General features: G+C 64.2%; 16 protein-coding genes and 1 pseudogene. 10 read left to right on the top strand and 7 right to left on the bottom strand.

All coding sequences use genetic code 11. From position 1 onward, the window contains the following. The first annotated feature begins 428 nt into the window (after positions 1–428). Positions 429–2,695 (top strand): annotated as a pseudogene (locus GWG67_RS10295) (cation:proton antiporter). Here GWG67_RS10295 and GWG67_RS10290 read toward each other — a convergent pair. Further along, positions 2,692–5,850, bottom strand: coding sequence for an efflux RND transporter permease subunit (locus GWG67_RS10290; RefSeq protein ID WP_275169241.1), 3,159 nt, complete (start codon positions 5,848–5,850; stop codon positions 2,692–2,694). The pseudogene GWG67_RS10295 and the gene GWG67_RS10290 sit on opposite strands and share 4 nt — an antisense overlap. A gap of 15 nt (positions 5,851–5,865) precedes the next feature. After that, positions 5,866–7,059 carry an efflux RND transporter periplasmic adaptor subunit gene (locus tag GWG67_RS10285; RefSeq protein ID WP_275169239.1) on the bottom strand — a complete coding sequence of 398 codons (1,194 nt, stop codon included), beginning with the start codon at positions 7,057–7,059 and terminating at the stop codon, positions 5,866–5,868. A 255-nt stretch (positions 7,060–7,314) separates the two neighbouring features. Between GWG67_RS10285 and GWG67_RS10280 the strand changes: the two genes are divergently transcribed. Beyond that, positions 7,315–8,133 (top strand): transporter substrate-binding domain-containing protein, encoded by an 819-nt coding sequence (locus GWG67_RS10280; protein ID WP_275169238.1) that lies wholly within the window; start codon positions 7,315–7,317, stop codon positions 8,131–8,133. Positions 8,134–8,262: 129 nt separating this feature from the next. Here GWG67_RS10280 and GWG67_RS10275 read toward each other — a convergent pair whose 3' ends face one another. The 4 genes from GWG67_RS10275 to GWG67_RS10260 all read right to left on the bottom strand — a co-directional run bounded on the left by GWG67_RS10275 (position 8,263) and on the right by GWG67_RS10260 (position 12,517). Further along, on the bottom strand, positions 8,263–9,336 hold the full coding sequence (locus GWG67_RS10275; protein ID WP_275169236.1) for a hypothetical protein: 1,074 nt from the start codon (positions 9,334–9,336) through the stop codon (positions 8,263–8,265). A gap of 41 nt (positions 9,337–9,377) precedes the next feature. Continuing rightward, positions 9,378–9,827 carry a cupin domain-containing protein gene (locus GWG67_RS10270; RefSeq protein WP_007595617.1) on the bottom strand — a complete coding sequence of 150 codons (450 nt, stop codon included), beginning with the start codon at positions 9,825–9,827 and terminating at the stop codon, positions 9,378–9,380. A 76-nt stretch (positions 9,828–9,903) separates the two neighbouring features. After that, a complete protein-coding gene (locus GWG67_RS10265; RefSeq protein WP_275169234.1) occupies positions 9,904–11,745 on the bottom strand; it encodes an ATP-binding protein in 1,842 nt (613 codons plus the stop codon). A 139-nt stretch (positions 11,746–11,884) separates the two neighbouring features. Continuing rightward, positions 11,885–12,517: a cupin domain-containing protein gene (locus GWG67_RS10260; protein WP_275169232.1), complete on the bottom strand. Its 633-nt coding sequence runs from the start codon at positions 12,515–12,517 to the stop codon at positions 11,885–11,887. A 218-nt stretch (positions 12,518–12,735) separates the two neighbouring features. Here GWG67_RS10260 and GWG67_RS10255 point away from each other — a divergent pair, with 218 nt between their 5' ends. From GWG67_RS10255 to GWG67_RS10225, 7 genes are all read left to right on the top strand, one after another. After that, on the top strand, positions 12,736–14,427 hold the full coding sequence (locus GWG67_RS10255; protein ID WP_275169231.1) for a peptide ABC transporter substrate-binding protein: 1,692 nt from the start codon (positions 12,736–12,738) through the stop codon (positions 14,425–14,427). A 27-nt stretch (positions 14,428–14,454) separates the two neighbouring features. Beyond that, positions 14,455–15,405 carry an ABC transporter permease gene (locus GWG67_RS10250; RefSeq protein WP_275169229.1) on the top strand — a complete coding sequence of 317 codons (951 nt, stop codon included), beginning with the start codon at positions 14,455–14,457 and terminating at the stop codon, positions 15,403–15,405. A 3-nt stretch (positions 15,406–15,408) separates the two neighbouring features. Then, positions 15,409–16,284 (top strand): ABC transporter permease, encoded by an 876-nt coding sequence (locus GWG67_RS10245; RefSeq protein WP_275169228.1) that lies wholly within the window; start codon positions 15,409–15,411, stop codon positions 16,282–16,284. A gap of 58 nt (positions 16,285–16,342) precedes the next feature. Further along, positions 16,343–17,671: an FAD-binding oxidoreductase gene (locus GWG67_RS10240; RefSeq protein ID WP_275169226.1), complete on the top strand. Its 1,329-nt coding sequence runs from the start codon at positions 16,343–16,345 to the stop codon at positions 17,669–17,671. 12 nt (positions 17,672–17,683) lie between these two features. Further along, positions 17,684–18,610 carry a glyoxylate/hydroxypyruvate reductase A gene (locus tag GWG67_RS10235; RefSeq protein ID WP_275169224.1) on the top strand — a complete coding sequence of 309 codons (927 nt, stop codon included), beginning with the start codon at positions 17,684–17,686 and terminating at the stop codon, positions 18,608–18,610. Between the two features lie 9 nt (positions 18,611–18,619). Next, a complete protein-coding gene (locus tag GWG67_RS10230; protein ID WP_275169222.1) occupies positions 18,620–20,488 on the top strand; it encodes an ABC transporter ATP-binding protein in 1,869 nt (622 codons plus the stop codon). Between the two features lie 288 nt (positions 20,489–20,776). Next, positions 20,777–21,703 carry an AraC family transcriptional regulator gene (locus GWG67_RS10225; protein ID WP_275169221.1) on the top strand — a complete coding sequence of 309 codons (927 nt, stop codon included), beginning with the start codon at positions 20,777–20,779 and terminating at the stop codon, positions 21,701–21,703. Between the two features lie 2 nt (positions 21,704–21,705). Here the strand turns inward: GWG67_RS10225 and GWG67_RS10220 are convergent, their stop codons facing one another. Continuing rightward, positions 21,706–22,632 (bottom strand): catalase family peroxidase, encoded by a 927-nt coding sequence (locus GWG67_RS10220; RefSeq protein WP_275169218.1) that lies wholly within the window; start codon positions 22,630–22,632, stop codon positions 21,706–21,708. 570 nt (positions 22,633–23,202) lie between these two features. On the opposite strand from GWG67_RS10220, the gene GWG67_RS10215 reads away from it, so the two are divergent. Further along, complete coding sequence (locus GWG67_RS10215; protein ID WP_007595598.1) at positions 23,203–23,718, top strand: hypothetical protein; 516 nt, start codon at positions 23,203–23,205, stop codon at positions 23,716–23,718. Positions 23,719–23,985 lie beyond the last annotated feature (267 nt).

Below are 23,985 nucleotides of genomic sequence, written 5' to 3'. Positions count from 1 at the left end.
CGTGAGGCGCGCGCCCGTTTCAACCGCGTCATTGCGAGGAGCGTAGCGACTAAACAATCCAGAATCCTTCCGGGGAGGGATTCTGGATTGCTTCCGCCTTCACTAAAGCTTCGGCGGACAAGTCGCTGCGCTCGCGTTGACGGCGGATGTGGCGGCGGCTCGCTTAGTCTGCCGATGATGCCATCATGCCAGTGTTTTGCCCGACGGAGCAAGCGATTTCGGCAAAGACGAAATTCTGGCTTCGGCGCACACAAATTTTTCTCCAGCCTTTTCAATCCCATCTCTACTGTGCATGGGGTTGTTTTCGCGCTTTTTGGTATTGCCTCCCTAACCCGCTGCAAGCGACAGGAACCTGCTGCGCCTGCCGCGGGTTCTATCCCCGTCATCCCGGCACCTCGCCGGGGCAGATGAAGGGGTAAAATTCCTGCATGCAGTGGAGCCTGCTCCGACCGGTCGGCCTTGTCCCGCGGCGCTTGTCCTCACCACCGTTGCGGCCAGCGCCGAGGGCGGCAAATCGGCCGGTCCGTCGGAATTCCTGCTGGTGGCGCAGATCGTGCTGTTGATCGCGGTCGGCCGCGGTCTCGGCGAGATCATGCAGCGCCTCGGCCAGCCCTCGGTGATCGGCGAACTGCTCGCCGGCATCCTGCTCGGTCCCTCGCTGTTCGGTTGGGTCTGGCCCGACGCGCAGCACGCGATCTTCCCCAAGACGCCCGAGCAGAAAGCGATGATCGACGGCATCGCGCAGTTCGGCATCCTGCTGCTGTTGCTGCTGACCGGCATGGAAACCGACCTCAAGCTGGTCAGGAAGGTCGGCAAGGCCGCGATCGCGATCTCGATCGCCGGCATCCTCGTGCCCTTCGCCTGCGGCTTCGCGCTCGGTGAATTCCTGCCGGACGCGCTGTTGCCGAACCCGCAAGCCCGCCTGGTGGCGTCGCTGTTCATGGGCACGGCGCTGTCGATCTCCTCGGTGAAGATCGTCGCGGTGGTGGTGCGCGAGATGAACTTCATGCGCCGCAATGTCGGCCAGATCATCGTCGCCACCGCCGTCATCGACGACACCATCGGCTGGATCATCATCGCAGTGATCTTCAGCCTGGCCTCGCACGGCACGCTCGATATCGCCTCGGTGGCGAAAGCCGTGCTGGGCACACTGGCCTTCCTCGCCATCAGCTTCACCATCGGCCGCCGCCTCGCGTTCCAGCTCATTCGATGGGCCAACGACAATCTCGTCAGCACCGCGCCGGTCATCACGGTGATCTTGCTGATGATGTGCGCGATGGCGCTGATCACGCATCTGATCGGCGTCCACACCGTGCTCGGCGCCTTTGTCGCCGGCATTCTGGTCGGCGAGTCCCCGATCCTGACGCGGCAGATCGACGAGCGCCTGCGCGGGCTGATCTCCAGCTTCTTCATGCCGGTGTTCTTCGGTCTGGCCGGCTTGAGCGCCGACCTCACCGTGCTCCGCGATCCCAACCTGCTGATGCTCACCGGCCTGCTGGTCGTGATCGCCAGCGTCGGCAAGTTCGGCGGCGCTTTCATCGGCGGAACCGTGGGCGGGCTGAACAGGCGGGAGTCACTGGCGCTCGCAAGCGGGATGAACGCGCGCGGCTCGACCGAGGTCATCATCGCCACCATCGGTCTTTCCATCGGCGTGCTCAGTCAGAACCTGTTCACGATGATCGTGACCATGGCGATCGTGACCACGATGGCAATGCCGCCGATGCTGCGCGCGGCGCTGGCGAAGCTGCCGATGAGCGAGGAGGAGAGGGAGCGCCTGGAGCGCGAGGAGTTCGAGAAGCGCGGCTTCGTCGCCAATCTCGAACGTCCCTTGCTGGCAGTGGACGAAAGCGTCAATGCCAGCTTCGCCGCCCACATCGCTGGCCTGATCGCCGGCATGCGTGGCCTGCCGATCACCGTGCTGCACATCGGCAAGCGCGCCAAGGAGCAGGAGAAGGGCCGCGACGAGGAGGAAAGCCCCGAAGCGGTGGTGAAGAAGGCGGCTGAAGCGGTATCAGCGAGCGGTGACCAGGATGTCCGCAACGTCGATGTCACGACGCGAGTCCGCAAATCCGGGCTCGGTGAGACGATAGGAGACGAAGCGAAGAAGGGCTTCGATCTCCTTGTCGTCGGTATCGACAAGGTCGCGGCTACCAAGGATCGATTCGACCGCAAGATCGAGGATATTGGAGCGGAGTTCGAAGGGCCGCTCGCGATCGTCGCGGCCAAGGGTAAGCACCTGAAGCAGCCGATGCCCGAGGCGCTCAACATCCTCGTTCCGGTCTCCGGCAGCGGCGTCTCCAAGCGCGGCGCCGAGGTCGCGGTCGCGCTGGCGCAGGCGGGATCAGGCTCGCTCCGGGTGATCTACGTCGCGACGACACGCGACAAGGGCGCGCAACGCGGCGCCTCTCGTGGTCTGAGCCAGGAGGCTGGCATCCTGAAGGACGCCAGCGATCTCGCTGCCCGCTACGAGGTCGACATCACCACGACCTTGCGCGCGAACCGGGCACCTGAAGCGGCAATCCTGCGCGAGATCGAGACCACCGACGTCGACCTCGTGGTAATGGGCGTCGACCGCATCCAGGCCGATCGCCTCTCCTTTGGCGGCGTCGCCGACGCCGTGCTCAGGCAGGCAAAGGTCTCGGTGTTGCTGATCTCGAGCGGCGAGGCGCGGCCGAATTCCACGGAGAAAGCTTAGGATTTCACTTCGGCCACTGCCACCGCCTTCGGCGTCTTCTTCGACGCACGCCAGTTCTCGAAGCGCTGCACCACCACGAAGAACGCCGGCACGAACAGCACCGCGAGGCAGGTCGAGGCCAGCATGCCCGAGAACACCGTGATGCCGATAGACTTGCGCGCGCTGGCGCCGGCGCCGGTTGCGAGGACCAGCGGCACCACACCGAGGATGAAGGCGAACGACGTCATCAGGATCGGGCGGAAGCGGGCGCGCGCAGCTTCGATGGCGGATTCCAGCACCGGCTTGCCGTCGCGGCCGTGCAGCTCGAGCCCGACCTCGACGATCAGGATGGCGTTCTTGGCCGACAGCGCGATCAAGAGGATCAGGCCGATCTGGCAATAGAGGTTGTTGTCGATCTTCAGTGCGTTGAGGATCAGCATGGGGCCGAGCAACGACAGCGGCACTGCCAGGATCACCGAGATCGGTGCGTACCAGCTCTCGTACTGGCCGGCGAGCACGAGATAGACCAGCAGCATGGCGAGCCCGAACACCCAGTAGATCTGGTTCGAGACGGCCTTCTCCTGATAGGACATGGCAGTCCATTCGTAGCCGGTGCCCGGCGGCAGCGTCTTCTCGGCGATCTCCTCCATCAGCTTCAGCGACTGGCCCGAGGAGTAGCCCTGCGCCGGCAGGCCGATGACCGTCGAGGACGGATAGAGATTGTAGAGGCTGATCAGCGACGGGCCGGTGGCGGGCGTGATGGTGGCGACAGTGCCGATCGGGATCATGTCGCCGTTCGAGTTGCGCACCATCATGTTGGCGATGTCGCGCTCGGTGACGCGGAAGGCGGGATCGGCTTGGGTGTAGACCTGGAACACGCGGCCGAACTTGTTGAACTGGTTGACGTAGGACGAGCCGAGATAGGTCGAGAGCGCCGCGAACACCTGGTCCGTCGTCACGTGCAGCGTCTGGGTCTTGATGCGGTCGATCTCGATGTTGAATTGCGGCACCGAGGAGCGGAACGAGGACTGGACGCGCTGCAGCGCGCTCTGGCTCTGGCCGTTGCTGACCATCGCGCCGGTGATGGCCTGGAGCTTGGCGAAATCGCTGTTGCCGTCGCGCAGCTCGACCTGCATCGAGAAGCCGGCCGCGTTGCCGATGCCCTGGATCGGCGGCGGCGGCAGCACCAAAGTGCGTGCCTCCATGATCACAGCGAGCTTGTCGTTCAGCCCGTAGACCAGCGAGCGCAGATCTTCGCCCGGTCCTTTGCGCGCGTCCCAGTCCTTCAGGATGATGTAGGCGACACCGGCATTGGCAAGGCTGGCGCTGTTGTCGAGTGCGGAGATGCCGGCGATGGTGATGACCTGCTGGACTCCAGGCGTGTCCTTGATCAGCTCGCTCGCTCTGTCGAGCGCCTTCTGGGTCCGCTCCAGCGCGGCGCCGTCAGGCAGTTGCACGGCGACGATCAGATAGCCCTGGTCCTCGATCGGCAGGAAGCCGGTCGGCACCCGGGACAGGCCGTAGCCGCCGATCCCGATCAGCACCAGCGCGAATGCGACCGAGATCGTGGCATGCCGGCACAGGAAGCCGATCAGCCTCGTGTAGCCACGCTCGACGCGATCATAGACCGCGTTGAAACCCCGGTAGAAGAAATTGCGCTGCGCGGGCGGCACGGTCGGCCGCAGCCAGAGCGCACATTGCGTCGGCTTCAGCGTCGCCGCGTTGATGGCGGACAAGAGCGCGGTCGCGGCGATCACCAGTGCGAATTGCGAATAGATCCGGCCCGTGAGGCCCGCGAGGAACGAGGCCGGCAAGAACACCGAGATCAGCACGAGCGTGATGCCGACGATCGGCGCGAACAGCTGGTCCATCGCCTTGATCGCGGCGTCGTGGCCATTCATGCCCTGCTCGATGTTGTGAGCAGCACCCTCCACCACGACGATGGCGTCGTCGACAACGATGCCGATCGCGAGCACGATCGCGAACAGGGTCGACATGTTGATGGTGAAGCCGAGCGCCGCCATGGCGGCGAAGGCGCCGATGATGGTGACCGGCACCGTGGTTGCCGGCACCAGCATCGCGCGCCAATCCTGCAGGAACACCAGGATGACGACCAGCACCAGCAGGCCGGCCTCGATCAGGGTCATGTAGACCTCGTGCACCGAGGCCTGCACGAATTTGGTGGTGTCGAACGGCGTGTCGTATTTCATCCCTTGCGGGAAGGCCTTTGCAAGCTCCGCCATCTTCTTTTCGACGGCTTGCTCGACCTGGAGTGCATTGGCGCCGGGCGACTGGAACACGCCGATGCCGGTGGCCGGCTGCTTGTTCAGCGAGAAGATCTGGCTGTAGGTCTGCGCGCCGAGCTCGACCCAGCCGACGTCGCGCACCCGCGTCACGTCGCCGCTGGTGCCCGATTTGACGATGATGTTCTCGAATTCGGTGGTGTCGTCGAGCCTGCCGTTGACGTTGAGGGTATACTGAAACGCCTGTCCCGACGGTGTCGGCGGTGCGCCGACCTGGCCGGCGGAGACCTGCTGGCTCTGCTGCTGGATCGCCTGAATGACATCCTGCGGCACCAGGCCACGAACCTGCAGCTTGTTCGGATCGAGCCACACCCGCATCGAATATTGGCCGGCGCCGAACACGGTGACGTTGCCGACGCCGGGCAGGCGCGAGAGTTCGTCGCGAAGGTTGATGGTGGCGTAGTTGCTCAAATAAAGGCTGTCGAACGTCTTGTCGGGCGAGGTCAGCGTCACGAACAGCAGGATAGACGTCGACCGCTTCTGCACGGTGACGCCCTGGTTCTGCACCGATTGGGGCAGCTGCGACAGCGCGCTGGAGACGCGGTTCTGCACCAGCACCTGCGCGAAGTTGAGGTCGGTGCCGATCTTGAAGGTCACGGTCAGCGTATAGCTGCCGTCCGAACCGCTGTAGGACTGCATGTAGAGCATGTCCTCGACGCCGTTGACCTGCTGCTCGATCGGCAAGGCGACGGTGTCGATCACGGTCTTGGCGCTGGCGCCGGGATAGCGGGTCGTGACCTGCACCGTCGGCGGCACTACATCGGGATATTGTGCGATCGCGAGATTGAACAGCGCGACGCCGCCGATCAGGATCATCAGCAGCGCGATGACGTTCGAGAGGACCGGCCGCTCGATGAAGAATTTTGAGATCATGGCAGGCGCTCCTACTTACTTGGCAGACGCCTGCGGCTGCTCGATCTTCGTCACCTGCGGGTCGATCTTCTGGCCCGGAATCACCCGCAGCAGCCCTGCGATCACCACGCGGTCATCCGGCTTCAAGCCGCTTTCGATCACGCGCAGGCCGTTATCGACGGGACCGATCTGCACCTTGCGTTGCTCGACGACGTTGTCGCTATTGACGACGAGGAGATAGCGACCACCCTGGTCGCTGCCGAGGGCGGTGTCGGGCACGAGCAGGGCGTCCTTCTCCTGGGTGAAGGGCACGCGAACGCGGACGAAATAGCCGGGCAGCAGCACCCGCTTGTCGTTGGGCACGAGACCGCGCACCGCGAGCGTGCCGGTCGACTGGGTGAGGGTCGGGGCGACATAGTCGAGTTTGCCCTCATGCGGATAGCCGGCCTCGGTCTGCAAACCGACTTGAATCGGAAATTGCTTCATGTCGGCGGCGGTGAGCCCGCGGCGGGCGGCCTCGGCACGGATGCGCAGCACGTCCTGCTCGTTGACGGTAAAGTTCACATAGATCGGGTCCATCGCGACGATGGACGCGAGTTGAGTCGGGGAGGAGACCCCGACGAGTTCGCCGATCGAGACCATATGCGCGCTGACGACGCCGTCGAATGGTGCGCTCACCTTGGTGTAGCCGTAGTTGACTTCGGCGAGGCGGGTATTGGCCTGGGCCTGCTGGAGGTTGGCTTGTGCGTTGTCGCGGTTCGAGGTCGAGTTGTCCAAGGTCGCTTGCGAGGCCGCTTGCCGCTGCACAAGATCGCTCTGCCGCTTGTAGTCGGCTTCCGCCTGCCGAAGCGAGGCCTGCGCGCCCGCCTCGGCCGCCTGCGCCTGGTCGAGCTTGAGCTTGTAAGTCTCGGGCTCGATCGTGAACAGCTGGGTGCCTTGCTTGACGAACGCGCCGTCCTGGTAGTCGATCGATTGCAGGAATCCCTGCACGCGCGCGACGAGATCGACATTCTTGACCGGCGCGGTGTTGCCGGTGGCCTCGACATAGCGGGTCACCGGGCGCTGCACCGGCGCGGCGACGTCCACCTTGGGCGGGGGCGGCGCGACGAACGTATTTTTGTCCTCGCAGCCGGTGAGCGCGGCCACGGCCATCGCGGCGGCCAGTGCTCGCCCGACATGTCTCCACGCTCCTTTGCGCCGTGCGGGAGATGCGGGATTCGCGCAGGTCATTCGGTGGCCCCCGGTTGCTGTCTGTCGGGGCGGGAGGCTACCAACAAATGCGCGGACGTGGAACACCATAGCCATGGCAGTCGTCGGCCTTGCACGACAGCCTGCGCTGTGGCCTTTGGCAGTTTTGCCATCACAAACCGCTTTTCATCGCGCGCACGATCGACCAGAATTATGTCAAAGGCCGTGCGGCGGCACGCGGAGTAGTCGGGACGAACAAGAGAAGAATAAAAAAAGAAAAGGTCGGGAGATCATGACATGCCCACGTCTCTCCAGTCGGTGCTTGAGTCGGTCCTTGCCGGCCTCGTTCTCGCAGCGGCGGTTGCCATGCCCGCGCTAGCCGATGGTCTGAAGGACGAGATCGCGCCGACCGGCAAGCTGCGGGTCGCGATCGCGATCAGCCCGGCGGGCGGCGCGTTCTGGTCCACCAAGACAGAAGCCGGCTATGCCGGCGTTCCCGTCGATCTCGGCAAGGAGATGGCTGCCCAGCTCGGCGTGCTCGTCGAATATGTCGTGCACCAGAATTCCGGCCAGATCACCGATGCGGCGTCCAAGGGGGCTCTTGAAAAAGGTGCTTGGGACGTCACCTGGCTGCCCAAGGATCCCGAGCGCGAGACCAGGATGATGTTCGGCCCGATCTACGAGGTCGCGGACGCCACCTACATCGTCAAGCCCGGCTCGAGCGTCACCAATTTCGTCACGCTCGACCAGCCCGGCATCAAGGTCGCGGCCGTCAACGCCACCACCACCATGCGCGGCGCGGTCGCGCATTTGAAGAACGCGAAGGTCACGGGCTATCAGACCTACGACGAAATCTTCGGCCTCCTGAAGAGCGGCGAGATCGACGCCTTCGCGCTGTCGCGCGACCAACTCAACAAGATGGCGCAAAGGATTCCGGGCACGCGAGTGCTCGACGAAACCTTCAAGAAGACCGTCACCGCAGTCGCTGTGCCGCTCGGTCATCCCCAAGCGCTCACCTTCGTCGCCAAGTTCATGAACGGGGCGGTGACGAATGGCACCTTACGCAAAGCCTATGATAACAACGGCCTGAAGGACACGCCGATCCGCACCGAATAGGACGGGCCAGTGCGATCGGATACGAACAGCTGGGACGCTGCCGAATGTGCTCGGCCTGCATGGTTCGAGACGCCCGCTTTGGCGGGCTCCTGACCATGAGGGTTTGATGTCCCGCCGCAAACCCCGACCTCAGCGCGGCTTGATCTCCGCGTATTTCGCCATCGCCTTCTCGAACTTCCGGTTGAACAGCCACATCGCCGCGAGGATCTCCCGGAAGCTTGCCGAGGTTCGCGCCCGGTCGGCCTGTCCAAAAGCAAAAATGCTGTTGTTGCGCAGGTGCTTCATGATGGTCGGACTGGACACCCTGTAGTTCAGGAGATCGCCGGACTTGAGCGCCGACCGCGTTGGCGTGGGAACGATCTGGATCAGCTCGAACAGCTTCATCTGGTCGATCGGGTCGGGCAGCGTCTTCACGATTCCCGGGATATCCCGGAAAACATCCGCATGCGCGTTCATCAGGCCGTCGCGCACGTTGGTCCAGTGATTGAAGCGATGATCGGTGCCGCGGGCCCGCGCCTCCTCCTTGTCATCGCGCGCGCTCAAGTCGGGATCGGTGGCCGCGATCTCGGCCTTGATGGCCTCCCATTTCCTGCGCCCGTTGCGGTCCTCGGACGGGCCGGTCTGGAAGCTGCCCATATAGGTGTTCGAGCGCCCGTTGCGGACGTTCTGCTTGCCGTTGGTCTCGGCGAAGAACAGCCCGAGGCTGATGCGGCCCGCGGCTTCGGCGTGGTCAGGCGCAAGCCCCTTGGCGCGCGCGATCGCGACCGCGAGATCGACGACGTCCCTGAACGGCGTCGCCGAGTTCTGCGCGCCGGCCGGCGGCGCTTCCATGATCTCGAACAGCTTTGAGTATTCGTCCACCAGCGGCTCGATGTCGGCATCGAAATAGGCCGGAGGTATCTCGAACTTGTTGGGCCTGCCGATCCGCGACGGCATGGCGTCGGTGAGATCCTTGTAGGCACTGATCACGGCGACGCGCGCCAGATAGAGCGCCTGGCCCGGCAGGCCCGGCAGCGGCTGCTTCGCCTCGATCTGGCGCCGCCGCTCGGCCAGGATCGCCTTGAAGTCGTCGAGCGCACGCTCGTAGGAGGCAAGCGCTTCCGCTTGCCTGGCCGTGAGCGTTTGCGCCCGGCTCGGGACGAACGTCGTAAGGAGCAGCCCAAGCGCCGCGATGATTGCGAGGAGTTGACGTCGTGCAGGCATGGCCGGTTCCCCCAACGATTCGTCGCTCGGGGGATCGTAGCCTAGTCGTTGGCTTCGGGCGGCAGGAAGTCGACCTCGTGCAGCGCCGAGATGCGCACGACCTCGGCCGGGTCGGTCAGGTCATGAAGCTGATTGAACAGCGCCTCCAGCTTCTGCATCGGCGAGACCCAGAACAGCGCGCGGGCGGGCTTGTCGGATTTGTTGAAATAGCCGTGCGGGATACCGCGCGGCAGGCGGACGAGGTCGCCGGCATGGGCCTTCACCCATTTGCCGTCGAGCTTGAGGTCGAGTGTGCCTTCCTGCACCAGGATGAATTCGTCCTGGGTCGGATGGATGTGCACCGGCACGAACTGGCCGGGATCGCTGTTGGTCTCGAACGCGAAGGTGGACTCGGTGACCGCCTTCGGGAAGTAGACCTGGCCGAGGATGTTCCAGGTCTTGCCGCCATACCCCGTACCGTTCGCGGTGATGCCTTTTTCGAGTGCAGTCATGGCTCGCCTCCAATGGGATTGTAACTGATACGAGTGTTGCGCAGCAGCCATGCGCTGTCCATGCGCAAGACTCGCACTAATGCCTGTCGCGTTCAGCCGCCTGCCTGCGCAGAAAGCCTTCGAGATCAGCCTGCACGGAATAGGGCGTCGGGATCGGATCGCCCGCGTCGTCGACAGCGGTGTCGAGAGAGCGGCGCAGCATGCGCGCGAGCTCGGCCTTGCGGTAGGGCTTGGTCAGAAGCGGCGCGCCCTTGGTGGCGCGTCCCTGCGCATGCGGGGCGTCGTAGGCATAGCCCGACGTGAATAGCACCCGCAGCGAGGGGCGCGCTGCCACCATTTCGTCGGCGAGCTCGCGTCCATTCAAGTTGCCGGCCATCACGATGTCGGTGAAAAGCAGGTCGAAGGGCGTGCCTTCGGCCGCGATGGCCAGTGCCTCGGCCGCATTGCCGGCCGGGATGACCTTGTAGCCGAGGCTTTCGAGCTGGACCGTGACGTACTGGCGGACGTCGCGGTCGTCCTCGACACAAAGGATCGTTTCCGTCCCGCCCACGACCTTGCGCTCGTCGTAGCCGGTGGGGCGAAGCGTGCTCGCCTCCGCCTTCGGCAGGTAGATCGTGAAAATCGTGCCGCGTCCTTCTTCGGACGAGACCTTGATGCCGCCGCCGGACTGCTTGACGAAACCGAACACCATGCTGAGGCCGAGCCCGGTGCCCTTGCCGACGTCCTTGGTCGAGAAGAAGGGATCGAAGATCCGTTCCAGGATGGCTGGCGGAATGCCCGTGCCGGTGTCGGCGATCTCGATCTCGACATAGTCGCCGGCATAGCCGGCCCCGATCGCCACGGCCTCGCGGACGCCGAACACGACGTTGCGCGTCGTCAGCGTCAGTCTGCCGCCACCCAGCATCGCGTCGCGGGCGTTGATCGCGAGGTTGAGAAGCGCGGAGCTCAATTGGCCGCGATCGACGAGGGCGAGCCAGACGTTGCCGTCGAGCCGGGTCACGATCTCGATCTTCTTGTCGAAGGTTGCCAGCAGCAGCTTTGCGAGCTCTTCCAGCAGTTCATTGATGTCGCTCTCGGCCGGCTTGAGCGCCTGCTTGCGGGCAAAGGACAACAGGCTCGACGTCAGCGCGGCGCCGCGGTCGGCGGCGTCGCTGATCAGCTTGGTAATGGTCGCGAGCGGCGGATTGTCCTTCACGGCGTCGGCGAGGATCTCGATCGTGCCCGTGATCACGGTGAGCATGTTGTTGAATTCGTGGGCGATGCCGCCGGTGAGCTGGCCGACCGCCTCCATCTTCTGGGCCTGGATCAGCTGCTCCTCCGCGGCGCGCTTCCGGGTGACGTCCTTGACGAAATTGTTGATGAGGGTGCGACCCCCGATGTGGAGCGCCGTCCTGGACGCCTCGATCAGGATCTCGTCGCCGTTCCGGTGCAGCAGGGTCGCTTCGAACCGGATGCCGATCGGCGTATCCGACAGTTCCGGCAGCAGCCGCATCATGCGTTGCCTGAAGCCGTCGCGCAGTGGCTCGGCAATGAGGAGGTTGACGACGTCGGTGCCGAACGCCTCCTTGCGCGTCCATCCCGTCAAGGCCTCGGCCTGAAGGCTCCATTCCAGCACGATGCCGTTCTGGTCGGTCTGAACGAAGGCGTCGAGCGCGGTCTTGATGACGGCTTGCGTCATCTGTGCGCTGGCCCGCGCTTGCTCGGTCAGCAACGCGGCGGCGCGTTTTTCCTGCGCCGTTTCGATCGCGCGCGTGCACAGACGAGCGAGCAGGACGGCAATGGCGCCGCTTGCGAGCAGGGCGACGATCTGGGCAATGCCGAACCCGATTCCGGTCGCGGCATAGGAGACGAGGAGAGCCGCCGCGGTCACGATGACCTGCGCGGCCATCGCGAGTGTCAGAAGCCCCCTGAGTTTCATGATCTCACACCAACGCGTCAGTCGCGGACCCCTCGTGTCCGCCCTATCAATGTCCGGCTCCACGTGAGCTACAGATGTCAGCTACAGATTCCGCGCGGCGGCGTCGAGGGGCAATTTGCGGTGGTGTCGGGTGGTTGCTTCAACCTGCCGGCGAATCGGTCTGGCGCAGCGTCGTCACCCAGATCACGCGCGCGGTCTGCTGGGTCGGGTTGTCGAACATGTGCGGCACGATGCTCGGAAAGCGAAAGCTGTCGCCGGCCTCGAGCAGATGGGCCTGGTTGTCGAGCCACAGCCGCAGGCTGCCCGAGAGGATATAGCCCGCCTTCTCGCCGGTGTGCTGCAGGAAGTCGGTGCCGGACGAGGCGCCGGGATTGAGCGTGAGCTCGTAGAGTTCGAGCTGGCCTTTGTCTGCCGGCGTCAGCGCTTCCTTGACCACCCCGCTGGCGGTGAGCCGCAGCAGACGCCGGCTGTTCTTGCGCACGATATAGCGCTGCACGTCGGCGGGATCGGTGGTCTCGAAGAAATAGGAGATGGGAACGTCGAGCGCGATGCTGAGCAGGCGCAACGTGCGAATCGACGGCATGGCGCGCGCGCGTTCGAGTTGGCTGATCATGCCGTTGGAGAGGCCGGTCGTGTTGGCGACGTCCTGGATCGACAGGCCCGCACGCTGGCGCAGCAGCCGCACGGTTTCGCCGAGGCGCTGGTCGACGGCATCGTCGGCCTCGATCGCCGGGGCATCCTTCGGATCGTTGATCTCGCCGCGACCATCCATGTCGCTCTCCCATGCATCATCTCAGCCCGGAGGACGACGGTCCGGAGCTTCAGTCGAAGTGAAAAGGTCGCGCATCCTAGCAATGCGATTGACAGCTGTATTTAGTCGTGATGAACTTTTGATAGAAAAATTTAGAAGCACTAAAGCCCACTCCTGTCCCTTGCCGGGGATCTCGGGGGCGCGGGAGACGGTGCCGCGTGCGACAACGGAGAGTGGTCATGGCGGACGACACCGGGAAGTTCGGCGTTGGGGCACTGCAACTCGGCATTCCGAATCGCCGTCAGATCTTTCAGCTCGGTGCGGGCGCCGCGGCGGGATGGACGCTTTCGGGCAACGCATTTGCGCAGACCGAACGCCCGACCCAACCGCCGGACAAGCCGCGCGGGCAGGTGATCGCGGCGCTGTCACAGGAGCCGACGGTCTTTCATCCCCTGATGCCGGGCATCGAAGTCGATCAGGGCATCTGGTGGCAGGTGTTCTCGCCGCTCTGGTTCATCGATCCCGACGGCAAGTTCGTTCCCGACCTCGCCCGCGAAGTCCCGACCATCGAGAATGGCGGCCTGTCGGCCGACGGCCTGACTTGGAAGATCAAGCTCCGCAGCGACGTGAAATGGCACGACGGCACGGCGTTCACGGCCGACGACGTCAAGTTCTCGCTCGAGCTGATCAACAATCCCGATTTCCGCGCGCGCAGCCGCGTCGGCCATAGCCTCGTGAAGGACATCAAGGTCGTCGCGCCCGACGAGATTCACTGGCGCATGGAAGCTCCCTATTCGCCCTATATGTCGATCCTGGGATCGCTGACCTTCATCGTACCCAAGCACATCCTGGAGAAGGTGACCGATCCGAACGCCTCGCCGTTCCACAACGCGCCTGTCGGCACCGGGCCGTTTCGCTGGGGCGAGCGCGTGCCCGGGGACCACATTCAGTTGAATGCTCACACCGGCTATCACGGCAAGGGACCTTACGTTGAGCGCGTGGTGTTCAAATATATTCCGGACCTGACCGTCCTCTACACTCAGTTCCGCACCGGGCAGGTCGATTACACCGGCCTGCAAGGCATTTTGCCGAACTTCGTGCAGGAGGCGAAGACGCTGAAGGGGCGCAAGATATTTGTCTCCTCGACGTCGTCGGTGGAGCACATCGCCCCCAATCTGGAGTTCGGCGCGTTGGCGGACCGCACCGTGCGCGAGGCGCTTTATCTTGCGATCAACAAGCAGGCGATCATCGACGCGCTGAACTACGGCTTGCCGACGCAGACCGAAAGCTTCGTGCCGCAACAGGCCTGGTCGTTCCAGCAGGGACTGCCGCAGCACAAATACGATCCGGCCAAGGCCAACACGCTGCTCGATGCGGCCGGTTGGGTCCGCGGCGCTGGCGGGGTGCGCGAGAAAGGCGGCGTCAAGCTCGAGTTCGCCAATTCCACAACGTCGGGCAATGCGGTGCGGGAGCAAACCCAGCAACTGCTGATCCAGGACTGGCGCGCGATCGGTGCCGCGATGCGCGTGAACAACATGCCGGCGGCCGTGATCTGGGGCGATTTCTGGCAGCAGTCGAAATTCAATTCGGTGATCGTGGGGGTGAATTTCATGCTGGGCAGCGACCCCGACGTGACGCCTCGCTTCGGCTCCGGCGCCATTCCTGCCAAGGGTGGCCGCGGCTACAACACCTATCAGTATCGCAACCCTGAGGCGGATCGGCTTCTCGCAGAAGGTGCCAAGCAATTCGATCTGACGCAGCGCAAGTCGACCTATGGCAATCTGCAAAAGCTCATCCGCGACGACCTCGCGATCCTGCCGCTGTTCCAGGGCTTCATCGCCGAGGGCGTGAAGGAAGGGCTCCAGGGTTTCCGTCCCAACATCAACATGTCGATCAACTGCTGGAACATCCGCGAATGGTACTGGGCTTGATGGTTCAGGTGCGCGAGATCGCCTGAGATGGCCCGTTACGTCGCCAATCGCCTGGCGCAGGCGATCATGTTGCTGGTGATCGTGTCCGCGATCGGCTTCGCCATCCTGCATCTGGCGCCCGGCGGTCCGCTCTCGCAATTCGCGGCGTCCGCGCAGATGACGCAGGAGGACCTCGATCGCGTTACCCGGCAGCTCGGGCTCGATCGGCCGCTGCCGATCCAGTATCTCGACTGGTTCGGCCGGATGCTGAGGGGCGATTGGGGCCGCTCGTATCGCGACGGCGAGGCGGTGCTGTCGGTGATCTCTTCTCATCTCGGCGCCACGCTGGAGCTAATGGCGACCGCGACCATCATCGCCGTCCTGCTCGGCTGCTGGATCGGTGTGCTCGGTGCGCTGCGCCGCTATTCGCTGTTCGATACGCTCGCAACCGTCGGCGCCATGATCGCGCTGTCGATCCCGACCTTCTGGTTCGGACTCGTCACCATCTACGTGTTCTCGGTGAAGCTCGGCTGGCTGCCGGCCGGCAACCGGCAGACCGTCGGCGATGGCTCCTTCCTCGACTTGCTGCATCATCTGATCGCGCCGGCCCTGGTGCTGGCGCTGGTCGAGACCGCGATGTGGGGCCGCTTCATGCGCTCCTCCATGCTCGAGGTGATCAACCAGGACTACATCCGCACCGCGCGCGCCAAGGGCATGCCGGAATGGCGGATCCTTACGGTTCACGCCTTGCGGAACGCGCTGCTGCCGATGATCACGGTGGCCGGCCTTCAGTTTCCGACGCTGCTCGGGGGCGCGCTGGTCGCCGAGACCGTGTTCACCTGGCCGGGCATGGGCCGGCTGTTCCTCGATTCCATCGGCTACCGCGACTATCCCGTGGTGATGGGCATCCTGATGTTCTCGGCGATCATGGTGCTGATTGGGTCGCTGCTCGCCGACATCCTCTATGCCGTCGTCGATCCCAGGATCCGGGTGGGCTAGGCGATGACGAGCGCAGCCCTCACGACCGTTCAGCTCGCGCCGGGCCAGGCCGCCTGGCGGCGCTTCCGCCGGCACCGGCTCGCGCTCGCGGGCGCCGTGATCATTCTGCTGCTCATCCTCGGTTCGGCATTCGGCCCGTACCTCCTGCCGTTCGACGATACCTATATCGACATCATGAAGCGCTTCGCGCCGCCGTTTTCCGGCGCGCACATCCTCGGTACCGACGAACTCGGCCGCGATGTGCTGGCCCGGTTGATGATGGGCGCGCGTGTCTCGCTGTCGATCGGCTTCGTCGCGATGGTGATCGCGATGGCGGTGGGCATCGCCGTCGGCGCCTTCGCCGGCTTCTATGGCGGCGCAGTCGGTGCGGTGCTGATGCGGCTCGTCGATGCCATGCTCTGCTTTCCGACCATCTTCCTGCTGCTTGCGCTCGCGGCGCTCATCGAGCCCGGCTTCGTCACCACCACCGTGCTGATCGCGGCAACCGCATGGATGTGGGTGGCCCGCGTCGTCGAGGCCCAGGTGCGCTCGCTGCGGGAACGCGAGTTTGCGGTTGCTGCACTCGCGTTCGGCTCGTCGAACCTGCGGATCATGTTCCGCGAGCTCGTGCCCAACGCGGTCGCGCCGATCGTGGTGGCTGCGACGCTGAACGTCGCCAAGGCGATCCTGCTGGAGTCCTATCTGAGCTATCTCGGTTACGGCATCCAGCCGCCGGCGGCGAGCCTCGGCAACATGCTCAACAACGCGCAGATCTATCTCACCAGCGCGCCTTGGCTCGCGATCGCGCCGGGCGTCGCCATCACGCTGGCGGTCACGAGCTTCAACTTCCTCGGCGACGGCCTGCGCGATGCGCTCGATCCGCGAATGAACATCCCATGATCTGCAAACTAGCGACGAGCCGAGCTGTCTCGATCGAACTGAATGCCAGGAGTCTCCCATGTCCCCGCCGCTCACCCGTATAAACAGCGACGAACGCCTGCCGGCGCAGGTGGATGTCGTCGTCATCGGCGGCGGCGTCATAGGCGTCTCCGCGGCCTATCACCTCGCGAAGAAGGGCCTCTCCGTCGCCCTGGTCGAGAAGGGCCATGTCGGCGGCGAGCAGTCGAGTCGCAATTGGGGCTGGTGCCGCCAGCAGGGTCGCGCGCGTGAGGAGATCCCGCTGGCGCGCGAGGCGCTGCGGTTATGGGAGGATATGCAGAACGATGCCGGCGTCGATGCCGGCTTCCGCCGTACCGGCGTGCTGTTCCTGACCAAGAGCAAGGACGAACTCGCCAGCTGGGAGCGATGGGCCGCAACGGCGCGCGAGATGCAGGTCCACTCGACCGTTCTGACGCCGGCGGAAGTCGCCGAGCGCGTGCCCGGCAATTCCGAAACATGGGTCGGCGGATTGCACACGCCCAGCGACGGGCGCGCCGAGCCCTCGATGGCCGTGCCGGCGCTTGCGACCGCCGCGCGAAAACACGGCGTCACCATTCATCAGGGCTGCGCCGCGCGTGGGTTAGAGACGCAAGGCGGACGGGTGAGCGCCGTCGTCACCGAGAAGGGCACCATTCGCACGCAATCGGTGCTGCTGTCCGGCGGCGCCTGGTCGTCGCTGTTCTGCCGCCGCCATGGCATCGAGCTGCCGATCGGCCTCGTCAACGCCACCGCGTGCCGGACCACGCCGGGGCCGGAGATCACCTCCGGCGCGCTCGGCACCGACTTCTATTGCATCCGCCGCCGCCTCGACGGCGGCTTTACGCTGGCGCTGCGCAACCGCGGCACGGTTGAACTGTCGCCCGATCTGTTTCGCTACGCGCGGACCTTCTGGCCAACCTATCTGCATCGCAAGAACGGCTTGAAACTGTCGTTCGGCAAATCCTTCTTCGACCAGCTCATGCGCGGCACGAGCTGGAGCTTGGACAAGCTGTCGCCGTTCGAGACCGAGCGCGTGCGCGATCCCGCGCCTGACATGTCTCTGGTCAATGCCGCGCTGGCTTCGTTGATCAAGTCGAACCCGGAGCTGAAAGAGATCGAGATCGCGGAAGCCTGGGGCGGGACGATCGACTGCACGCCGGACACCATCCCCGTCATCTCGCCGGTCGACGCCATGCCCGGCTTCTTCCTCGCCACCGGCTTCTCCGGCCACGGCTTTGGCATCGGTCCTGCGGCTGGCAAGCTCGCCGCCGACATCGTAACGGGCGCGACGCCGCTCGTCGATCCCGCGGCCTACAGCCACAAGCGCCTGATCGACGGCCGCCGGCTCGCGCCGGTCAGCCCCTTCTGAGGGTTTTGCGGCATGACGGTCCTCTACAAGGCCAACATGGTTCGGGGCGCTGAGTGGGCGGGCTTCTTCGCCGAGCGCGCGCCCGATGTTCCGTTTCGGCTCTGGCCCGACATCGGCGATCCCGCTGACGTCCGCTATCTCGTGGCGTGGGTGCCGCCGGACGACATCGCGACGACTTTCCCCAATCTCGAGCTGGTCTTCTCGGTCGGTGCGGGGGTCGACCAGTTCGACGCGTCAAAAGTTCCGCCACACATTCCGCTGGTGCGCATGCTGGAGCCCGGCATCGCCGAGACCATGGTCGAATACGTCACCATGGCGGTGCTCGCTCTGCATCGCGATCTCCTGCACTTCATCAACCAGCAGAAGGAACAGGTCTGGCGCGAGATCCGGATCACGCCGGCGAGGCGGCGGCGCGTCGGCGTGATGGGCCTTGGCCAGCTCGGCCAGGCCGTGCTGGAACGCCTCACGGCGTTCGGCTTTCCGCTTGTCGGCTGGAACCGCTCGCCGCGCGAGCTCGACGGCGTCACCTGTTATGCGGGCATGGAGTCGTTGCCGGATTTCCTTGCGCAGACCGACATTCTCGTCTGCCTGCTGCCTTTGACCGACGAGACCCGCGGCATCCTGAATGCAGACTTGTTCGCGCGCCTGCCGCGCGGCGCGTCGCTCGTCAACGTCGGGCGTGGCCCGCATCTGGTCGAAGCCGACTTTCTCGCGTCGCTCGACAGCGGCGCATTGTCAGGCGCCGTCCTCGACGTCGCCGAACCGGAGCCGCTGCCCGCAGGCCATCCGTTCTGGGGCCACCCGCGCATCCTGGTCACGCCGCACAATGCCAGCATGACCACGCCGGACACGGCGGTCGATTTCGTGCTGGACGTGATCGCGCGTCACCGCCGCGGTGAAGAATTGCCGGGGCGTGTCGACCGTACTCGTGGCTATTAGGACACTGGCATGAGCATGGGCGCAAGCGGAGCTGATCAAGTCGCTATCAACGCGCAGTCGCCGGTGCTGTCGGTTTCCGGCCTGACGACGTCCTTCCTGCGCGAGCGGCAATGGATTCCCGTGGTCGGCGATGTATCGTTCGATATTGCCTCGCGGGAAACCGTGGCGATCGTCGGCGAATCCGGTTCGGGCAAGAGCGTCACCGCGCTCTCGATCATGCGGCTCATCCCGAAGGAGACCGGCCGCGTCGAAGGCAGTGTCCGGCTTGCCGGTCGCGACCTGCTGACGCTGCCCGAAGCGAGCATGAAGGATGTTCGCGGCAACGACATCGCCATGATCTTCCAGGAGCCGATGACGAGCCTCAATCCGGTGCTCACCATCGGCTTCCAGATTGCGGAAGCGCTGATTCAGCACCGCGGCCTGTCGCGCGCGGCGGCGGAGGCCGAGACCATCCGCCTGCTCGACCGCGTGCGGATACCTGCGGCGAAGTCGCGCTTCCACGAGCATCCGCATCGCTTTTCCGGCGGCATGCGCCAGCGTGTGATGATCGCGATGGCGCTGGCCTGCAAGCCGAGGCTGCTGATCGCCGACGAGCCGACCACCGCGCTCGACGTCACAATCCAGGCCCAGATCCTGGAGCTGTTGAAGGAGCTTCAGCAGGAAGAGGAGATGTCGATCCTCTTCATCACTCACGACATGGGCGTGGTTGCCGAGATCGCGGACCGCACCGTGGTGATGTATGGCGGGCAGGCGGTAGAAACCGACCATACCTCGCGCATCTTCGCAGCCCCTTCGCATCCCTACACAAGGGCACTGCTCGCCGCCGTGCCACGCCTCGGCTCGATGGACGGGCGGACGCGGCCGATGCGCTTTCCGATCGTCGATAAGCTGACGGGAACCTCGGACGAGCCGGCGGAGACGCCCGATACGGTCTCGATTGCCGAGCGACCGCTGCTCGAAGTCTCCAACCTCACGACGCGCTTTCCGATCCGCTCGGGCCTGTTCGGCAAGGTCTCGGGCCGCGTTCATGCGGTCGAGAACATCTCCTTCACCTTGCGCGCTGGCGAGACGCTGGCGCTGGTCGGCGAATCCGGCTGCGGCAAGTCGACGACGGGCCGCTCCATTCTCAAGCTGACGGAGCCGGACAGCGGCACCGTCCTGATCGACGGGCAGGATGTGCTGGCCATGAATGCCCGCACCTTGCGCCACTTCCGCAAGCAGATGCAGATCGTGTTTCAGGATCCGTTCGCGAGCCTCAATCCGCGCATGTCGGTGGGAACGGCGATTGCGGCCCCATTGCTCGCCAACGGGCTCGCCACGGCGTCGCAGGCGCGGGAGAAGGTCGCCGACCTGCTCGTTCGCGTTGGTCTCACCGCCGACATGGCCGCGCGCTTTCCGCACGAATTCTCCGGTGGCCAGCGCCAGCGCATCTGCATTGCCCGCGCGCTCGCGCTCGGACCGAAGCTGATCGTCGCGGACGAAGCGGTCTCGGCGCTCGACGTTTCGGTCAAGGCGCAGGTCGTCAATCTGATGCTGGACCTTCAGGCCAGTATGGGACTTGCCTATCTCTTTATTTCGCACGATATCGCGGTGGTCGAGCGCATGAGCCATCGCGTCGCGGTGATGTATCTCGGTGAGATCGTCGAGACCGGTCCACGCGCGGCCCTGTTCGGAAATCCGCAGCATCCCTATACGAAGAAGCTGATGGCGGCCGTGCCGGTGCCGGATCCAGCGCGCCGCGGCACCAGGCGCGAGGTAGCGAACGACGAGATCAGAAGCCCGGTGCGCGCGCCCGACTACCAGCCGCCCGTTCGGCAATATCGCGAGGTGTCGCCGGGCCACGTCGTGCAGGTCTGGGGCGAGGAATGGTCCGCCTGACGAAGGCCATGAGCGCATGGCTCTCTGTCTACGCATCATTTCCAAAATGCACGATGGAGTCGCGCGGCGATCTGCCGGGGAGGTCAACGATGGTGTCCTTCGCGGCGCCGGGCCTGTGACATCACGCTGAAATCACAATGAAATCATCGCGGCGCGATCCAGTGCGACAGCCTGCCGCGCCAGCCTCGTGTTATGCGCTGCGGCTGGACCGTCGGCCGGCGATCTCCGATAATGTGCGGATCTCGGGAAGGCCGGCGAAGACGTGCCTTTACGGATGGATTTACTGAAATGACACAAGCAGGCGTCTACGGGCAGAGGCTCGGGCAGGGCCTTCGCTCGGAGCAAGCACCGGTCCTGATCACGCGTTCGCTGCACAGCTCCGAACTCGCGGTCACCGAAGTCCGCAACGACGATCCGACACCGGATATTTCCGGCTCGCTGACTGCGGAAGATGCCTATCTCGTCAGCCTGAAACTCCGCGACTATCCGGATTGCGAATGCTGGGAGGAGGGCCGCTGTGTCACCAAGGCGGATGTTCGCGCCGGTGCGACCTATCTGTACGACCTCAAGCGCGACCCGCGCTATGTGATCGACAAGCCGTTTCACTCGCTCTTCTTCTATTTGCCGCGCTCGGCGCTCAACGGCGTTGCCAGGCAACCGGGCGGGCCGCGCGTTGGCGAGCTGAGCTACGAGCCAGGTGTCGGTCATGACGACGAGGTCGTTCGACATGTCGGTGCCTCGTTGCGGCAAGGACTGTGTAGGCCCGACGAGACCAACCAGCTTTTCGTCGATCACATGATGCTTGCGCTCACCGCCCATGTGGCCCAGACCTATGGTGGGCTGAAGCCAGCCGCAGAACCGAGCCGCGGCGGTCTCGCGCCATGGCAGGTGAAGCGTGCGTGTGACCGGCTCGATTCCGATCTCTCGGGCAAGATCGCGCTGCAGCTGATCGCGACCGAGCTTGGCCTGTCGGTCAGCCACTTCTCACGCGCATTCCGGATCTCCACCGGCCTGCCGCCGCATCAATGGCTGCTCCAGCAGCGCGTGAAGGCGGCCAAGCAACTAATGTCGGTCCGCGACCTGCCGTTGTCCGAGATTGCCATCTCGGCCGGATTCGCCAATCAGAGCCATTTCACGCGGGTGTTCTCGTCCATCGTCGGCGTCAGTCCGGGCGCATGGCGCCGCGACACGGATGGCGGACGGGACAAGACTTGAACTTACCGGCGTTTCGCCAGTGAGATCGTGTAGGCCGTGCGGCGCGCGGCAAAGATCTCGTCCGGCGGATGGCCGATGCCGTCGGCAAGATTGACCGGATTGAAGATGGAGCCGTCGCAGGCCTCGTTGGCCTCGAGGCTGGTGATGACGATTGTCCCTAGCCGCACCTGCTCACGGTTGTCCTCGTCCGGCCATCGCAGGGTCACGTCCATGGTGGGATCGCCGGGACGGTCGAGCAAGGCCATCACGTTGAAGCGGATATCGCCGGCTGCGATCCTCCGCGCGAGATCGTCATGCAGGAAATCGGCCGACTTCCCCCTGGCTTCGTCCTCGCTCAAGGTGACGTCACCGCCCACAGGCGCGACCTTGAACTTGATGAAGCGGGTCTCGCCCTTCGCGTTCGTCGCGGGAAAGGCGTGCACGCCCCAATAGGTCGTGCCGGCAAAGCTGCCGGGCAGCCGGCGTGCCGCGACGTAATTCGCCTGGTTCAGTGTTTCAGGATTGGCCGCGGAAAAGGCTCGGACCTTCTCGATGTCAGGCTTGCCGTCCGCGCCTGGGATGCGCGCCTCGAGGAAGGCGAGCATCTGGTCGAGCGTCCGTGCAAAATGCACCGGAGCGGTTTCCGTCAGGATGTCCGAACGATGGGCATCGTCGCCAAGCCTAAAGCTGAAGCCGCGCAGGACGAGATTGTTGGTGTCGGTCACCCCGGGATTGCCGCCGCCAACGGAGAAGCGCGCCAGCACGCGCGACGGTCTTGTGAAGCTCAGCGATCGCGTGATCTCTGCCGCGTGGTCGGACGGCGCATAGGTCCCGCGCACACATCGACCCTTGGCGAAGATCGCGCGCACCTTCGGCGGATTGCCTGCGACCGCCTTCAATGCATCGACGATCGCGGCGGGTGTTGCAGCGAGGGTGGGAAGTTCGGACATGGCTTGGCCTCCGGCGCGAGCGGCATGGCCAGGTTTTAGGTCTGGTGCAGCGCCGACGTCTTTCCCAAAGCCGCGCTGCCTTGTCCGACCCTGCTGATTGCTTGCTCGCGCTTCGGGAATTCACGTGCGCAAAACATGGTATGAGTGGATAGATCTGATGTCGGCGAGACGCGGGACAACTTGTTTACTGATGGCTCTTTCAGCTCCCGCGCTCCCGGGTCTCGCGACGATGCAGACTTGTCCTCCGGAAATTGTGATCGGATAGAGCGACGGCGAACCGCGTTATGTGAACCGGCTCATATTTCATCACTCTCTTTTCGAGCTATCACTCCCGCAAGAAATTGCCGCACCCGGACTTAACTGACAGACACGGGTGAGATGCAAGGCCTGCGTAGCCGCGTGCTCGCAGCTTTGGATTGGCTCTCGTCTAGCTCACGAGCAAGCCAGCCCCATCACTCAGCACAGATTTTTCAGAAATTGGAATCCAGGCAATCGCAAAACGCGTCCACGAGGCTGCCTCTATTCGGGGTCGGCCGGTAGGCCGCTACTTACCTAAGAAGGAGACCCCCAATGAAAATTAGTGATGCAATTTCCAGCGCATTTTCCCTAACGAGGGGCTCCGGCAATCTTCGGATCGCTCGTTCCGGTCTGATCAGGTCGGCCCATCTTCTTGAAAGAATTGGGCTCGCAGCCGTTGGGGCCTCTTGCGGCCTCTATGTGGGTGCGGCCCTGTTGCGTGAGAAAGGCGGACTGTTTGAAAGCGGCTGGATCGTGCTGATAACGATGCTCTACGGAGCTCTTAGCTATTACGTTGGAATTGATTTGTCTCGCAGTGTCGCGCGGAAGTCGATTTCGAGCACCTCGGAAGAGTGGAATGGTTCCGAGCCGGCTGAGATCATGAGCGCGGCCGGAACGTTCGGCGCCGCGATTGCCGCAACTCTGTCCGTCAGCATCCTTGTCCTTGATCATAACCCAGCCAATGGCCTGATAGCCTTTGTTGCCGGCTGTTGGGTGGTTGGTTCTTCGCTCCAAGTCGCGGCGGGCACGATGGCTCGCAACTACGAAGCGCGCATGGACAAGCAATGAAGGAATTGTGCTCACCCAAGAACGTCTGCTTGGCGTCATGACGAGAGCACAAGCCGCAGCGTTGGATTCGGCTTCAGGTCCCGAGTGAGTCGTGACCACTCATCGCAACCTCTGTCGTGCAACGCTGCGTGAAGACGATGTTTGGTAGCGGAGTCGTTCGCATCGGGCGGCGACCCGGCTTAGAAGCCGTGTCGGTACTGAGTAACCTAAATTATCGCACAACAAACAAGACGTGCCATCATGGCGATGTTGGGATATCGTCCCCGC

Origin of the sequence: Bradyrhizobium sp. CSS354, from assembly GCF_029051725.1 — a bacterium.
Taxonomy (GTDB): domain Bacteria; phylum Pseudomonadota; class Alphaproteobacteria; order Rhizobiales; family Xanthobacteraceae; genus Bradyrhizobium.
Note: the sequence above shows the minus strand (reverse complement) of the source record. Positions and strands in the feature narration are given on the sequence as shown.

Bases quoted from the DNA above. Each gene is read 5' to 3' on its own strand.
- GWG67_RS10290 (WP_275169241.1), bottom strand. From the start codon at position 5,850: ATGATCTCAAAATTCTTCATCGAGCGGCCGGTCCTCTCGAACGTCATC.
- GWG67_RS10285 (WP_275169239.1), bottom strand. From the start codon at position 7,059: ATGACCTGCGCGAATCCCGCATCTCCCGCACGGCGCAAAGGAGCGTGG.
- GWG67_RS10280 (WP_275169238.1), top strand. From the start codon at position 7,315: ATGCCCACGTCTCTCCAGTCGGTGCTTGAGTCGGTCCTTGCCGGCCTC.
- GWG67_RS10275 (WP_275169236.1), bottom strand. From the start codon at position 9,336: ATGCCTGCACGACGTCAACTCCTCGCAATCATCGCGGCGCTTGGGCTG.
- GWG67_RS10270 (WP_007595617.1), bottom strand. From the start codon at position 9,827: ATGACTGCACTCGAAAAAGGCATCACCGCGAACGGTACGGGGTATGGC.
- GWG67_RS10265 (WP_275169234.1), bottom strand. From the start codon at position 11,745: ATGAAACTCAGGGGGCTTCTGACACTCGCGATGGCCGCGCAGGTCATC.
- GWG67_RS10260 (WP_275169232.1), bottom strand. From the start codon at position 12,517: ATGGATGGTCGCGGCGAGATCAACGATCCGAAGGATGCCCCGGCGATC.
- GWG67_RS10255 (WP_275169231.1), top strand. From the start codon at position 12,736: ATGGCGGACGACACCGGGAAGTTCGGCGTTGGGGCACTGCAACTCGGC.
- GWG67_RS10250 (WP_275169229.1), top strand. From the start codon at position 14,455: ATGGCCCGTTACGTCGCCAATCGCCTGGCGCAGGCGATCATGTTGCTG.
- GWG67_RS10245 (WP_275169228.1), top strand. From the start codon at position 15,409: ATGACGAGCGCAGCCCTCACGACCGTTCAGCTCGCGCCGGGCCAGGCC.
- GWG67_RS10240 (WP_275169226.1), top strand. From the start codon at position 16,343: ATGTCCCCGCCGCTCACCCGTATAAACAGCGACGAACGCCTGCCGGCG.
- GWG67_RS10235 (WP_275169224.1), top strand. From the start codon at position 17,684: ATGACGGTCCTCTACAAGGCCAACATGGTTCGGGGCGCTGAGTGGGCG.
- GWG67_RS10230 (WP_275169222.1), top strand. From the start codon at position 18,620: ATGAGCATGGGCGCAAGCGGAGCTGATCAAGTCGCTATCAACGCGCAG.
- GWG67_RS10225 (WP_275169221.1), top strand. From the start codon at position 20,777: ATGACACAAGCAGGCGTCTACGGGCAGAGGCTCGGGCAGGGCCTTCGC.
- GWG67_RS10220 (WP_275169218.1), bottom strand. From the start codon at position 22,632: ATGTCCGAACTTCCCACCCTCGCTGCAACACCCGCCGCGATCGTCGAT.
- GWG67_RS10215 (WP_007595598.1), top strand. From the start codon at position 23,203: ATGAAAATTAGTGATGCAATTTCCAGCGCATTTTCCCTAACGAGGGGC.